The following is a 14886-nucleotide window of genomic DNA, read 5'->3' on the forward strand; positions in this document are numbered from 1 at the left end:
CTAAGAGATAGCACTTCGGGCCAGCGGCCAGGCGGTCTGAGCGGCCAGACTGTCGTGTGCATCCTGATTGCGACGGCGGAAATCGCTGGGACTGACGCCGACCCGCTTGCGGAATACCCGGGAGAAGTAAAGCTGGTCGTCGTAGCCCACTTCACGGCCGACCGAAGCGATTGGCTCCTGGGTGGTCTGCAGCAGCAGTTTTGCACGGATGACCCGCTGATCTTCACGCCAGCGCAGCAGGTTAACGCCCATCTGCTCGCGGAACAGGTGCGCCAGCCGCGACGGTGACAGACAGACGTGGCGCGCCACCTCCTCTATCCTGACCTCGCTGGCGAGATGGTTGGTGACATACTGGCAGGCTTCAATGACGCGCGGATCGCGGATTAACTGATGGCTGCGCGGATCTTCTTCTACCGCACGCAGCAGCAGCCGTTCCAGCAGGTTCATCGCCAGCTCTTCAGCAAAGCGGCGGCCGGAGTTATGTGTCTGTTCGATACTGGCAAACAGGCGGTCGAACTCACCGCGCAGCGACTCCGGCAGCAGCAGGCGGCCGACGCCTTCCTGCTCATCCTGCCAGCGCAGCCAGTCGTGCCAGTAGGCGCGAGGACGGAAATAGACCCAGCGATGGAACCACTGCGGGCTGTCCGGTGCGCGGCCATAATAGTGGGCGGTCTTAGGCTGAAACAGCAGCATTTCGCCGGGCTCGCAGTCAAAGGCCCGCTCGCCATCAAACACCCGCCCTTTTCCTTTAATGGTGAGATTCAGAATGTAACCTTTCATGCCGTGCGGGCGATCGATAAAGAAGTCGAGCGGTCCTTCTGCGGTGATGGGCGTCAGCCCTGCCACCAGCCAGGCATTGAATGAATAGCCGGGCAACAGGGGGTTTTGCTGCCCGGCCGGTAATTCGCGGTGATACATAGCGTCCTCACTCAGTCTGTTATTGTTCAGATAGCCCGCAGCGGCGTCAGCGTCTGCAGGCCAACGGCTCGCGCAATCAGGCTTTTTTCTGTTTGTAACGGTCGAATATCACCGCAGCTAACAGTATCAGACCGCGCACCACATACTGTGAGAATGGCGAGATATTCAGTAAATTCATCGCATTCTCAACGGTGCCAAGGATCAGGACGCCCGCCACCACGTAGGAGATTTTCCCGATGCCGCCCTTCAGCGATACGCCACCCAGAACACAGGCGGAGATCACCACCAGCTCATAGCCGATGGAGGTCATGGGCTGGCCGCTGGTCATACGCGACGCCAGGATGATGCCCGCCGCTGCCGACACCAGGCCGGAGAGAACAAAGATGATGATGCGGGTCCGCACCACCGGCACACCCGCCAGCCGCGCCGCCTCTTCATTGCCACCGATCGCCAGGGTGTTGCGACCAAAGGTGGTTTTATTGAGCAGGAAGCCGAAGATCAGCATCGTGGCCAGGGTCAGCCAGATCGGGGCCGGCACGCCAAACCAGTTCGCAAAGCCCAGTTCAAAGAAGCGCTCATCTTCAATGCCGACCGCCTTGCCGTCAGAGAAGATGTAGGCCAGACCGCGCACGATCTGCATGGTGGCCAGCGTGGTGATCAGCGCATTGATTTTAAGACGGGCAATCACAAAGCCGTTGATAAAGCCGGTGATCATGCCGAGCACCAGACCGGCGGCAACGCCAATCCACAGGCTTTCGGTCATGTTGATCACCACCGCGGTAACCACCCCTGCGCAGGCGATCACCGAGGCGACCGAGAGATCAAAATCGCCGGAAGCCAGGCAGAAGAGCATGCCGCAGGCGACCATGCCTGACATCGACATCGCCAGGCCCAGGCCTTTCATATTGATAAACGAGCCGAAGTTCGGCACAAAGATCGCACAGACAATAAACAGCAGTGCAAATACCACCAGCATGCCGAAGTTGTCCCAGATGCGACCTAACTGCAGGCCGCCGCGTGATGCAGGCTGCGGCGTATTTGAGGTCGTGGATGAAGCCATGATGATCTCCTGTCAGGCCACGGCGGCCGCTTGAGTGGTTTTGGGCATGGCCAGGCTCAGCGTCTGCTGCTCCGTGGCGTCGTCGTGCAGCAGTTCACCGGCGATAGCACCTTCGCGCATCACCACAATCCGGTCGGCCAGGCCCATCACCTCCGGCAGGTCACTGGAGGCGAACAGCACCGCAATGCCCCGGTTCGCCAGCTGATAAATCAGGTTGTAGATTTCATGCTTGGCGCCGACATCGATACCGCGCGTCGGCTCATCGAGCAGGATCACTTTCATCTCCTCGGAGAGCCAGCGCCCCAGGATCGCCTTCTGCTGGTTGCCGCCGGAAAGGTTCATGATCAGCTGATCGGCGCTGGGCGTTTTAATGTTGAGTGAGCGGATATGGCTGTCGGCGTTTTTGCTTTCCCAGCCATTTTTAATCAGGCATCCGGCGGTCAGGTTGTGGCGACGGGCGCTGATGTTGATGTTGTCACGCACCGAGTGCACCGGGATGATGCCTTCGGCTTTACGATCTTCCGGACAGAGCATGATCCCCGCCCGGATGGCGTCGATCGGCTCGCGCAGCGGCAGCTGTTTGCCGTCCAGGATCACCTGACCACCGCGCAGACGGGTGCCGCCAAACAAGCCTTTCAGCAGTTCGCTGCGTCCCGCGCCGACCAGACCAAACAGCCCGACAATTTCCCCGGCATGGACTTTCAGTGAAATCGGCGTCCGCACGCCCTTCGCTTCGACCCGATCCAGCTCCAGCCGTACCGCCCCCACAGGCCGTGGCGCATAGCCATAGATATCGCCAAGGTTACGGCCCACCATCGCCTGCACCAGATCGTCGTGATGGGTATTGGCCATATCCGTAAAGGTGCGCACATAACGGCCATCTTTGAAGACGGTGATGGCGTCGCTGAGGGCAAAAATTTCCTCCATGCGATGCGATACATAGAGCACCACCCGGCCCTCCTGGCGGAGCTGACGGATGACGCGGAACAGGTTGTCGATTTCACGCGCCGACAGTGAACTGGTCGGTTCATCAAAGGCGATAATGCGCGCGTTGCGCGCCAGCGCTTTGGCAATCTCCACCATCTGCCACTGTCCCAGCGACAGATATTTCAGCGGCATATCGGGGTCGATATCCATGCCGAGATTTTTCAGTTGCAGGCCGGCTTCGTAACGCATCAGCCGGCGGTTAACCAGTCCATGTTTGTGCGGGATCTGACCGAGATAGATGTTCTCCGCCACGCTCATTTCCGGCACCAGATGGAGCTCCTGGTAAATAATGGCCACGCCCGCATCCAGCGCATCGGTGGTGCGCTGAAAGTTCATCGGCTGGCCTTTGATCCGAATCTCACCGCCGCTCGGCTGATAACTGCCGCTGAGTATTTTTAACAGCGTCGATTTGCCTGCGCCGTTCTCGCCCATCAGCGCATGGACTTCACCGCCCCGGCAGTCGAAGGAGATATCCTGCAGCGCTTTCACGCCAGGAAAGGTTTTACTGATGCCATGAAACGACAGAAAAGCTGAATCAGTGTTCATGTTTATCCTCACTCTTGCACGTCGCCGGCCTGTGCGGGCGGGCGACGTGAAGCAGGCTATGCAGGATGCCAGGCGGCGAAACGCCTGGCAGGCTCAGGGTTACATCAGTCCTTTTTTCGCCAGTTCAGTTTTGAAGTTGTCACGGGTGATCAGCACCACATCGGTGACCTCAGTGAATTTCGCCGGCTCTTCGCCTTTGCTCACCCAGTTGTAGAGCATCTGGCTGCTCTTATAACCATGGATATCCGGGCTTGGCAGCAGCGAGCCGTAGAAGCCCGTCGCTTTGTCTTTCGACAGTTCACTGACCGCATCCACGCCGTTAATACCGATGCCGATGACGTCAGCCGCTTTAAAGCCCTGACCTTCCGTCGCGCGCACGCCGCCCAGCACGGTGTTGTCGTTCATGCCAACAATCAGCCAGTGTTTGACCTCAGGATGCTGCACCAGCAGGGAGTTACCGGCGTCAAAGGCGCCAGGGATGTCGTTGGATTTGGTCGGAACCTGATAGATCTGAGCGGCCGGGAAGCCCGCAGCTTTGATGGCGTCCATCGATCCACCGGTACGACGGCGTGCGGTATCCAGTTCGTTGGCGGTAATCGCCATCACGCCGGTGGTTTTCACATCCCAGCCGCGCTTCTGCATCTCTTTATAAAGCTCCTGCCCCTGACGCTCGCCGATTTTGGTGGCGGCCATCATCACCAGCGGCACGGTATCCATCGGTTTACCTTTGGCGGTCACAAACTGATCGTCCACGGCAATGACTTTCAGGCCGTAGCCCCGCGCTTTCGCCATGATGGCGGAGCCCAGCTTGGGATCGGGCGTACAGATAACGAAGCCTTTCGCGCCGTTTGCGGCAAGGCTGTCGATAGCATTCAGGGTTTTTTCACCATCCGGGACGGCAATTTTGATGACGTCGAAGCCGAGATCTTTGCCGGCTTTATCGGCAAATTTCCATTCCGTCTGGAACCAGGGTTCTTCTGGTTGCTTGACTAAAAAACCCAGCTTCATGGTCTCGGCGATAGCGGATTGTGACATAACCGCTGCCAGGCCGATGGCCGCGAATGCTTTAGTGAATTTATGCATGATGCTCTCCGGTACCAGGTTATTTTTCGCTGCTCATAACGAATCGGTGTAAGCGCTACCAGTTGGTCTTGTTTTGAGGGTACAGCCATAAATCAGTGCGTTAGGTTGCTATGTGTTGTCAGCCTGTCCAGACGCTGGGCTAGTTTTAGCGGTATTGGCGGAGAAAAATGTAGAGCGGTATCACATCTTAAAATCACGACAAAATGATCCATATATTCAGCAAATTTAACCGGAGCTTAACTTTTGCAATGGATCACAAAATCACTGCCGATGGCAGGAAAGTGCATATTGTCAGCCAGCCATGACTAACTGTTCCGGCGCGCCGAACCCAGGATACAGGAGTTAACTAACTACAGGAGATTCCGATGCGTGCTGGAGCCATCACCCTTGGGCTGGACTTTGGTAGTGATTCGGTGCGTGCGCTGGCCGTCGATTGTCACAGCGGCAGCGAGCTGCAGAGTGCGGTGTGCAGCTACCCGCGCTGGCAGCAGGGTCTGTACAGCGATCCGCACACCAATCGTTTTCGTCACCATCCACAGGATTACATCGACGCCATGGAGCAGGCGCTGCTCGGCGTACTGAACGCCCTGAGCGAAGATCAGCGCAACGCCGTCGTCGGCATTGGCGTCGACAGCACCGGTTCGACCCCGGCGCCCATCGATCGCGACGGCAATGTACTGGCGCTGCGCCCGGAGTTCGCTGACAACCCCAACGCGATGTTTGTGCTGTGGAAAGATCACACTGCAATAGAAGAAGCGGAAGAGATCAATCAGCTCTGTCACAGCGGCCGTTTCACGGATTACAGCCGCTATATCGGCGGCATCTACTCCTCTGAATGGTTCTGGGCAAAGATTCTGCACGTGTCGCGGGAAGATGCGGCGGTGCGTGACGCGGCGGTCTCCTGGGTGGAGCTGTGCGACTGGGTGCCTGCCCTGTTAAGCGGCACGACCGCGCCCGACAGACTGCGCCGTGGCCGCTGCGCAGCCGGGCATAAAGCCCTGTGGCATGGCGACTGGAACGGCCTGCCGGATGTCGATTTCCTCAACGCGCTGGACCCGCTGTTAACGCAACAGCTGGACTCGCCTCTCTTCACTGAGACCTGGACCGCCGATCTGCCGGTCGGCACGCTCAGCCCGGAATGGGCGCAGCGTCTGGGGCTGACGCAGACCGTCACGCTCTCCGGTGGCGCGTTTGACTGCCATATGGGTGCGGTCGGAGGCGGTGCCAGACCTTACACTTTGGTGAAAGTGATCGGCACATCAACCTGCGACATCCTGATCGCTGACAGCGAAAAAGTCGGCGATCGCGATATTAAAGGCATCTGTGGTCAGGTGAATGGCAGCGTGATACCGGGAGCGATTGGGCTGGAGGCGGGTCAGTCCGCCTTTGGTGATATCTACGCCTGGTTCAGCCGGTTGCTGGGCTGGCCGCTGCAACAGGCGGCTGAGCGTCACCCAGAGCTGAAACCTCAGCTGGCGGAGATGCAAAAGAGTCTGATTAGAGATCTGACCGACGCCTGGGCCGCCAATCCGCAGCTCGACCATCTGCCGGTGGTGCTGGACTGGTTCAACGGTCGCCGCACGCCGAATGCCAATCAGCGCCTGAAAGGGGTGATTACCGATCTGAATCTGGGTACCGATGCCCCGGCGCTGTTTGGCGGTCTGGTCGCGGCGACAGCATTTGGTGCGCGCGCCATTATGGAGTGCTTCGAGCAGCAGCAGATCCCCGTCGAGAGCATTCTGACGCTGGGCGGCATCGCACGGAAATCCCCGGCGATTATGCAGGCCTGCTGTGACGTGATGAACCGGCCACTGGATATTGTCGCCTCTGATGAGTGCTGTGCGCTGGGTGCGGCCATTTTCGCCGCCGTCGCTGCCGGTGTTCACGCCAGCGTTGCCGAGGCGCAGCAGGTGATGGCCAGCCCGATCGCCGTCACGCTGCAACCCGATCCGGCGCGTGTCGCCCGCTATCAACAACTCTATCAACGCTATCAACAATGGTGCGTGACGGCTGAACCGCAGTACGCCGCCCGCCCCGCTTCCGCTACGAGCCTGGCCCAGCAGGCGTAATTGTTGCAGGCAGCCTGTACCCGGACAGCGCGGAACAAGCAGGCGTACACGGAGTACGTGAGGATTACTCGCTGTGCTCGCCCGCACTTCAGGGCGTTCAGGTTGCTAAAGCAGCTGTGTGAGCACTGCCCGGGTTCAGACTGACAAATAAATTAGCCTATTAGGTAGGCGCAAAGTAAAGGAGTGGTTTTATGGAACAGTCAAACAGCTACAGCGTGTGGTTTGTCATCGGCACGCAGCACCTCTACGGGCCGGAAACGTTACGCCAGGTTGAACAGCATGCGCGTCAGGTCGTCGAGGGCCTGAATCAGTCCGGGTTACCGCTGCGCCTTGAGCTTAAACCGCTGGTGAAATCACCGGATGAAGCGCTGTCCCTGTGTCGCGACGCTAACTATGACCAGCAGTGCGCCGGCATCATTACCTGGCTGCACACGTTCTCTCCGGCCAAAATGTGGATTGGCGGCCTGAGCGTGCTGAATAAGCCTCTGCTGCAATTTCACACCCAGTTCAATGCGGAGATCCCGTGGGACAGCATGGACATGGATTTTATGAACCTGAACCAGACGGCGCACGGCGGTCGTGAGTTCGGTTTTATCGGTGCCCGCATGGGTCTGCAGCACAGCGTGGTGACCGGACACTGGCAGGATAGCGCCAGCCAGCAGCGTCTGGGCAACTGGATGCGTGCAGCCCTGGCGAAGCAGGCCAGTCAGCAGCTAAAAGTGGCGCGTTTTGGCGACAACATGCGTGAAGTGGCCGTGACCGAAGGCGATAAGGTCGCCGCACAGATTCAGTTCGGCTATTCGGTGAATGGCTGGGGCGTGGGCGATCTGGTTGAGGTGATCAATGGCGTCAGCGATGGCGATGTGAATGCGCTGATCGACGAGTACGAAAGCCTCTACCGCTTTTCCGATGTCGCCGCCGCCGGTGGTGAAAAGCGGCAGAACGTGCTGGATGCGGCTCGTATCGAGCTGGGTCTGAAGCAGTTCCTTGAAGCGGAAGGCTGCCACGCCTTTACCACCAACTTCCAGACCCTGCATGGCATGACCCAGTTACCGGGTCTGGCGGTGCAGCGTTTGATGGGTCAGGGGTATGGTTTTGCGGGTGAAGGCGACTGGAAGACCGCTGCGCTGCTGCGTATTTTCAAGGTGCTGGCTGGCGATCGCAAAGGTGGCACCTCATTTATGGAGGATTACACCTATCACTTCTCACCCGGCAACGACCTGGTGCTCGGCTCGCACATGCTGGAGGTCTGCCCGTCGATCGCCATTGAAGAGAAGCCGCTGATCGATGTGCAGTTCCTGGGCATTGGTAATAAAGCTGACCCGGCGAGGATGATCTTCTCCACCCCGGCCGGTCGTGCGATTAATGCCAGCGTGATCGATATGGGCGACCGTTTCCGTCTGCTGGTGAATGTGGTCGATGCGATTGAACAGCCGAAACCGCTGCCGAAATTGCCGGTTGCCCGTGCACTCTGGAAAGCGCAGCCGTCACTGGCGACCGCATCCGAAGCGTGGATTCTCGGGGGTGGCGCACACCATACGGTCTTCAGCCAGGCGCTGACGCTCGACGACATGTATCTGTACGGCGAGATGAACGATATCGAGGTGCTGGTGATTGATGAGCACACCCGCCTGCCTGCGTTTAAAGACGCGCTACGCTGGAACGAGGCGTACTACCGGTTAAAACGTTAATGAGTGATTCGTGGCGCTTTGCATCTCTCCAAAAGAGAGATGCAGGGCCCGGAAGCCGTCGTATGTCAAAAACCAGTGCTATTCAGTCGGGAATGACGGGCGTTCCGTAAAGTCGCCGTAAATACCTCCCTGTAGGCTCGGCGGACGCTTTATTTCACTGCCCGCGATGCCCTCACGGATTTCGTACAGCAATGATTAAGCCTAATCGGGAAGGAATGGTATGCCTGAAGAGCAAAGCGTCCGCGCCAGGGATGGCGCGGCCGATCCGCATGGATGCGGGAACCCTTTGCGATCAGGCATACCTTTCCTTACCTTTCACCTGCCATCAACAGCGACGCCTTTTCGTGCAATTAGCACACAAGCCCGTGCTATTCAGTCGGGAATGGCGGGCGTTCCGTAAAGTCGCCGTAAATACATCCCTGTAGGCTCGGCCGCCGCATCCATGCGGCGGACGCTTTACTCCACTACCCGCCATCCCCTCCTTTTTGTGACATCTAAGCGAATAATTCACAACTAACAGCATCTGGTGAGTAAGCAAACTCATGTGTTGGATGCTTTACTCCATTACTCTCCACTCCCTCACTCAACGCAATTTCGCACGGATTTATCTCAGCAATGAGAGAGCCTAACCGGGAAGGAATGGTATGCCTGAAGAGCAAAGCGTCCGCGCCAGGGATAGCGCGGCCGATTCGCATGGATGCGGGAACCCTTTGCGATCAGGCATACCTTTCCTGACCTTTCACCTGCTACCAACAGCGACGCCTTTTTTGTGCAATTAGCACACAAGCCCGTGCTTTTCAGTCGGGAATGACGGGCGTTCCGTAAAGTCGCCGTAAATACCTCCCTGTAGGCTCGGCCGCCGCATCCATGCGGCGGACGCTTTACTTCACTGCCCGCCCCCCCCCTTTTTGTAGCGCCTGAGCGAATGTTCAGGCACTCAGTGCATCAACAACTGTGAATAAAACACCGAGTCAGATCCGCCTCCGACCCGTTCCTCCTGCCTCACATTCCGATCGATTTTATTACAGCAATGATTAAGCCCGACCGGGAAGGAATGGTATGCCTGAAGAGCAAAGCGTCCGCGCCAGGGATGGCGCGGCCGATCCGCATGGATGCGGGAACCCTTTGCGATCAGGCATACCTTTCCTGACCTTTCACCTGTTACCAACAGCGACACCTTTTTTGTGCAACAAACGCACAATCCCGTGCTTTTCAGTCGGAAATAATGGGCGCTCCGTAAAGTCGCCGTAAATACCTCCCTGTAGGCTCGGCCGCCGCATCCATGCGGCGGACGCTTTACTCCACTGCCCATCATTCCCTCCTTTATGTGGTATTTGAGCTTGTCTTTAAAAGCTAAATACCAGGGCCGCATTCTGCAGCGTTATTCGTTATGAACTGGATGACATTGCGGCAAGGGAATACTGGCTGGGTGAGGTCGTGACAGACAAAAAATTCCGCGGCCAGGGCGTGGCAAAGGCGCTGATTCAGCGGGCGATTGCACGTGCCAGACAACAGCAGATCGCTGAACTCTGGCTCTATACTCCCGATCAGCAGGCGTACTATCAGCGTTCAGGATGGCAGGCGGTGGAGCAGCGGCACATAGCCGGAGAAGAGGTGACCGTGATGGTGCTGAACCTTGCGCAGTAACGGGCGGCTCCTGTGAGCCGCCCTCTCATATCAGGAACTCAATCGCTTAACCGGCGCGTTCTGCTGACGATCCCAGATCACTGTCAGTAACCGCTGCAGGGCGATAAAGGCAAACAGCAGAATCCCGATGGCGATTTTGGTCCACCAGGAACTCAGCGTGCCGTCGAAATTTATCCATGTCTGAATCAGCCCCTGAATCAACACACCAAACAGCGTGCCTAACACCGTGCCGACACCGCCTGACAACAGCGTGCCGCCAATCACTACCGACGCGATCGCATCCAGCTCTACCCCCAGCCCGGCCAGCGCATAGCCTGCTGAGGTATAGATCGAAAACACAATCCCGGCCAGCGTGGCCAGCGTGGTGGAAAGCATATAGATCTTAATGGTGGTGGCGCGCGTCGACACCCCCATCAGCTGCGCCGATGTCAGATTGCCGCCGATGGCGTAAACCCGATTACCAAAGCGGGTGCGGTGCGCCAGAATAATCCCGCCTACCACCACCAGCAGCATAATCACCGCCAGCAGACTCAGCCGCCCGCCGCCCGGTATTTTCCACGCCAGACCCGACAGCGTCGTATAAAACGGATGATCGATGGGAATCGAATTCTCGGACACCAGATAGCTGCATCCGCGCAGGAAAAACATCCCTGCTAACGTAATAATAAAAGCCGGGATCTTCAGCGCATCGATCAGCCAGCCCATCATGGCACCAAACAGCGCCCCCAGCGCCAGAATCAGCGCAAACGCCAGCAGCGGATTGACATGAAAATCGCCAATTGCGCGCGCCAGAAAGACGCCGGTAAAGGCGATCACTGCGCCGACCGACAGATCGATACCCCCCGATAAAATCACGAAGGTCATTCCCACCGCGATAATGCCCAGAAACGCATTGTCGGTCAGAATGTTGCAAATCACCCGGGTTGAGGCAAAGCCCGGAAACTGCGTCAGGCAAAACAGGTAACCCGCCACAAACACCAGCAAGGTGATCATCAGCGGAAGATGACGTTTGATCATGTCGGCCGTCTCCGTTTCAACATCGCAATAAATCGCGGTGACTGCAGCAACAGCACGCACATCACCACCACCGCTTTCACCACCTGGTTCAGCTCAGGCGGGAAACCGGAGAGCAGAATCCCGGTATTCATCGACTGAATGATCAGCGCCCCAATCAGCGACAGCACCAGATTAAAGCGACCGCCCATCAGCGAGGCTCCGCCGATCACCACGGCCAGAATCGCATCCAGCTCCAGCCATAAACCGGCGTTGTTCGCATCCGCTCCGCGAATATCCGCCGCCACAATCAGCCCCGCCACGGCGGCACAGACACCGCTGATCGCGTAGGTCGACATCACCACCAGCCAGCCTGTCACCCCGGCATTGCGGGCCGCGCGCAGGTTGATCCCAACCGCTTCGATGAACAGACCCAGCGCGGTCTTGCGCGTCAGCAGCCATACCGCCAGCGCCACCACCAGCGTAATCCAGACCGGCACCGGCAACATCCACAGCGCGCCGTTACCAAACCAGCCCAGACTGTCGCTGTCGAAGGTCACAATCTGCCCCTGGGTAATCAGCTGGGCGATACCCCGTCCGGCCACCATCAGGATCAGCGTGGCGACAAACGGCTGAATGCGCAGCAGCGCCACCAGCACCCCGTTCCACACGCCGCAGGCCAGTCCGGTTCCCAGCGTGGCAAGGATGATAAACGGCACCCCGTGACCGGCTACGGTCAGCGTCGCGGCGGTTGCGCCGGCTATCGCCATCACCGCACCCACGGAGAGATCGATGCCGCCGGTTGCGATCACCAGCGTCATACCAATCGCCAGCAAGGCGACGGGCGCCGCGCGGTTCAGGATATCGATCGGGCTGCCGAACAGACGCCCCTCCTGCAGATGCACGGCAAAAAAGTTATTCGCCACCAGACTGTCAATCAACAGCACCAGCAGCAGCGCCGCAATCTGCGGCATCCCCTGCGGCAGCTTCAGTTTGCGACGCGGCGTTTTTTCAGAAGTCATAGGAGACTCAAGCATGTTTTACTCCTCCGTCAGCGATGGCATTGACAATCGACGCGACCGAAAGCTGCTCCAGGGGGATTTCAGCCACCTGCTTCAGATCGCGCATGATCAACACCCGATCGGCATAGCCCACCAGCTCTTCGAGTTCAGAGGAGATCACCAGCAGCGCCAGACCGTCGGCGCACAGGGATTCGATTAAACGGATAATCTCGGCGTGCGCGCCCACATCAATGCCGCGCGTCGGCTCGTCGAGGATCAAAAACTGCGGTTTTGTCACCAGCCAGCGCGACAGCAGCACCTTCTGCTGGTTGCCGCCCGATAACAGCTCTACCGGCTGCTCCGCGTGCGGTGTGCGGATGCCCAGACTTTTAATGAAACGGTCGGCAATCGCCTGCTGCTCGCGCTTTTTAATCGGCCGTAGCCAGCCACGCTGCGCCTGCAACGCCAGGATGATGTTTTCGCGAACCGAGGCCGCGCCAATAATCCCGTCGGTCTTCCTATCCTCCGGGCAAAAACCCATTCCCAGCTGTGAGGCTCTGGCCGGATTGGTAATGCGCTGCACTTTACCTTTGATTTTCGCCGTGCCGCGATCGGCGCGCCGGATGCCAAACAGCACTTCAGCGGTTTCGGTGCGTCCGGATCCTAACAGCCCCGCCAGCCCGACCACTTCGCCAGGGCGGACCGCCAGGTTAAAGGGTTCAATGGTGCCTTTTCTGCCGTAATCTTCAAACGAGACGACCGGCTGATTGCTGCGCAGCGTACTGCCCTGCCGTTGCAGCGCCGTCTCCAGCAGTTCGCGTCCCAGCATCAGCTTGATCAGCTCAATCTGCGGCAGCGTGGCGGTGTCGCGGGTGGCAATAAACTGCCCGTTGCGCAGCACGGTAATCCGATCGGTAATGCGGTACACCTGGTCCAGAAAGTGGGTAACAAAAATCAGGCTCATCCCGCGGGCTTTCAGCTGCGCCATCAGGGTAAAAAGCATCTCCACCTCGCTGGCGTCCAGGCTGGCCGTTGGCTCATCCAGGATCAGCACCTGCGCCGAGAGATCGACCGCCCGACAGATCGCGATAATCTGCTGCATCGCCACCGAATAGTGGCCCAGCGGACGGGTGACATCGAGCGAAAAACCGTAATTGCGCATCAGCGCATCGGCATCACGCACCATCCGGCGGCGATCGATCATACCGAAACGCCGGGGTTCGCGGCCAATATAGAGATTATCCGCCACCGACATGTTCGGCAGCATATTCACTTCCTGATAGACGGTGCCAATGCCCATCTCCTGCGCCTGCGCGGTGTTGTGCGGCGTAATCGCCTCGCCATTCAGGACGATGGTGCCGGCATCCCGGCTGTAGACGCCGGTCAGCACTTTGATCAGGGTCGATTTACCGGCACCGTTCTCACCCAGCAGCGCCATGATCTCCCCTTTGCGGATATCAAAGGAGACGTTGTTCAGTGCTTTGACGCCGGGAAACCCTTTGCTGACGCCGCTGATGGACAGCAGCGGTGCTTCATTTTGCGTGGTCATTCTGCTCACTCCGCCTGGTCATAAAAAACCGCCCCACAGGGCGGTCTGCGGCTGGTCTGCGGATCAGTAGCCCATGCCTTTTTTCCTCTCCAGCTCCTTCTCAGCGTCAGCAGGCAGGAACAGTTTCGACTCGGTCTTGATCACTTTTGGCGGCAGCGTGCCATCTTTTTTGAATTTCTCCAGCGCATCAAACGCCGGGCCAGCCATGTCCGGCGTCAGCTCCACGTTGGCATTTGCCTCACCCGCCAGCATCGCTTTGTAGATATCCGGCACCCCGTCAATCGAGCCGGTCAGGATATCTTTGCCCGGTTTCAGACCCGCCTCTTTAATGGCCTGAATGGCACCGATCGCCATATCATCGTTGTGCGCATAGACCATGCAGATATTCTTGCCGTTGTTTTCCGCCTTGATGAAGCTCTCCATCACCTCTTTACCTTTACTGCGGGTAAAGTCACCGGACTGAGAACGGATCACTTTAATGTTTGGATGGTTGCTGATCGCTTCAGCAAAGCCTTTCTTGCGATCGATCGCGACGCTGGCCCCGACGGTGCCCTGCAGTTCCACCACGTTACACTGCTTGTCGCCGACGGTTTTCACCAGCCAGTCACCGATCAGCTTGCCCTCCAGCACGTTATCCGCCGTAACCACCGCCTGATAAAGCGACTTGTCTTTCACAACGATGGCCCGGTCCAGCAGATAGACCGGAATTTTGGCGTCTTTGGCTTCTTCCAGCACCGGTTCCCAGCCCGTCTGCACCACTGGCGCGATGAAGATGGCATCCACGCCCTGCGCGATGAATGAACGTACGGCCTTGATCTGATTCTCCTGCTTCTGCTGTCCGTCGGCGATTTTCAGGGTGATGCCGCGTTTTTTCGCTTCGCTTTTCGCCACATTGGTTTCCGCCGAGCGCCAGCCAGATTCTGAACCGACCTGCGAGAAGCCGACCGTCATGTCTGCCGCGAGCACCGGGCCGGTTAATGCGGCGCTGACCAGCGTGGTCAGAAGTAAACGTTTCCACATAGTTTTCATTCCTCTGAAGGGCGTTTGCTGTTTAGGGTAGAGAGCACGCTTAGCCTGGACTAAAAAAGGGTGCATAATGGCGACGCGCCTCACAAAACAGAGCAATTTAAAGGAGTTACGTGTAACGAGAGGGGGTTGCTGGCCGTGGCGTTATGGAGAGAACTGCTGAGAAATAAAAACTTTGCGGTTAAATAATTGTAATAAACAGAATCGCTTATGTGTAATGGTGCTGGAAACGATTACAGCCAGGCGTACAAAACGGGTTATGACGCTGAGCCGCAACAAAAAACAGGTTTTGTGACTGCCCGCACAATCGCCTGCT

The 14886-nt window shown here is 58.0% G+C and carries 10 protein-coding genes and 1 pseudogene; 3 read left to right on the plus strand and 8 right to left on the minus strand.

Going from position 1 to position 14886, the window contains the following annotated elements:
* The 4 genes from araC to S7A_RS10265 all read right to left on the minus strand — a co-directional run bounded on the left by araC (position 1) and on the right by S7A_RS10265 (position 4594).
* Positions 1 to 918, minus strand: coding sequence for an arabinose operon transcriptional regulator AraC (gene araC / locus S7A_RS10250; protein WP_009090320.1), 918 nt, complete (start codon positions 916 to 918; stop codon positions 1 to 3).
* Between the two features lie 76 nt (positions 919 to 994).
* Positions 995 to 1978: an L-arabinose ABC transporter permease AraH gene (gene araH, locus S7A_RS10255; RefSeq protein ID WP_009090322.1), complete on the minus strand. Its 984-nt coding sequence runs from the start codon at positions 1976 to 1978 to the stop codon at positions 995 to 997.
* Between the two features lie 12 nt (positions 1979 to 1990).
* Complete coding sequence (gene araG / locus S7A_RS10260; protein ID WP_009090324.1) at positions 1991 to 3511, minus strand: L-arabinose ABC transporter ATP-binding protein AraG; 1521 nt, start codon at positions 3509 to 3511, stop codon at positions 1991 to 1993.
* A gap of 99 nt (positions 3512 to 3610) precedes the next feature.
* Entirely contained in the window at positions 3611 to 4594 is a 984-nt protein-coding gene (locus S7A_RS10265) for an arabinose ABC transporter substrate-binding protein (RefSeq protein WP_009090326.1), read from the minus strand.
* Between the two features lie 365 nt (positions 4595 to 4959).
* Between S7A_RS10265 and S7A_RS10270 the strand changes: the two genes are divergently transcribed.
* The 3 genes and pseudogenes from S7A_RS10270 to S7A_RS10280 all read left to right on the plus strand — a co-directional run.
* The gene (locus tag S7A_RS10270; protein ID WP_009090328.1) at positions 4960 to 6663 is read left to right on the plus strand and encodes a ribulokinase; all 1704 of its coding nucleotides are present in this window, start codon (positions 4960 to 4962) and stop codon (positions 6661 to 6663) included.
* 191 nt (positions 6664 to 6854) lie between these two features.
* Positions 6855 to 8354: an L-arabinose isomerase gene (gene araA, locus S7A_RS10275; protein ID WP_009090330.1), complete on the plus strand. Its 1500-nt coding sequence runs from the start codon at positions 6855 to 6857 to the stop codon at positions 8352 to 8354.
* Between the two features lie 1359 nt (positions 8355 to 9713).
* A pseudogene (locus S7A_RS10280) lies at positions 9714 to 10001 on the plus strand (GNAT family N-acetyltransferase); the annotation flags it as partial.
* A 30-nt stretch (positions 10002 to 10031) separates the two neighbouring features.
* Here the strand turns inward: S7A_RS10280 and yjfF are convergent.
* The 4 genes from yjfF to ytfQ form a co-directional block, all read right to left on the minus strand.
* On the minus strand, positions 10032 to 11018 hold the full coding sequence (yjfF, locus tag S7A_RS10285) for a galactofuranose ABC transporter, permease protein YjfF (RefSeq protein WP_009090334.1): 987 nt from the start codon (positions 11016 to 11018) through the stop codon (positions 10032 to 10034).
* A complete protein-coding gene (ytfT, locus tag S7A_RS10290; RefSeq protein ID WP_009090336.1) occupies positions 11015 to 12031 on the minus strand; it encodes a galactofuranose ABC transporter, ATP-binding protein YtfT in 1017 nt (338 codons plus the stop codon). Before ytfT ends, yjfF begins: the two co-directional genes overlap by 4 nt.
* Complete coding sequence (locus S7A_RS10295; RefSeq protein ID WP_009090337.1) at positions 12024 to 13544, minus strand: sugar ABC transporter ATP-binding protein; 1521 nt, start codon at positions 13542 to 13544, stop codon at positions 12024 to 12026. The genes ytfT and S7A_RS10295 overlap by 8 nt, the downstream gene beginning before the upstream one ends.
* Positions 13545 to 13607: 63 nt before the next feature.
* Positions 13608 to 14564 carry a galactofuranose ABC transporter, galactofuranose-binding protein YtfQ gene (ytfQ, locus tag S7A_RS10300; protein ID WP_009090338.1) on the minus strand — a complete coding sequence of 319 codons (957 nt, stop codon included), beginning with the start codon at positions 14562 to 14564 and terminating at the stop codon, positions 13608 to 13610.
* Positions 14565 to 14886 lie beyond the last annotated feature (322 nt).

The organism is Pantoea sp. Sc1 (genome assembly GCF_000255315.1).
GTDB lineage: Bacteria > Pseudomonadota > Gammaproteobacteria > Enterobacterales > Enterobacteriaceae > Pantoea > Pantoea anthophila.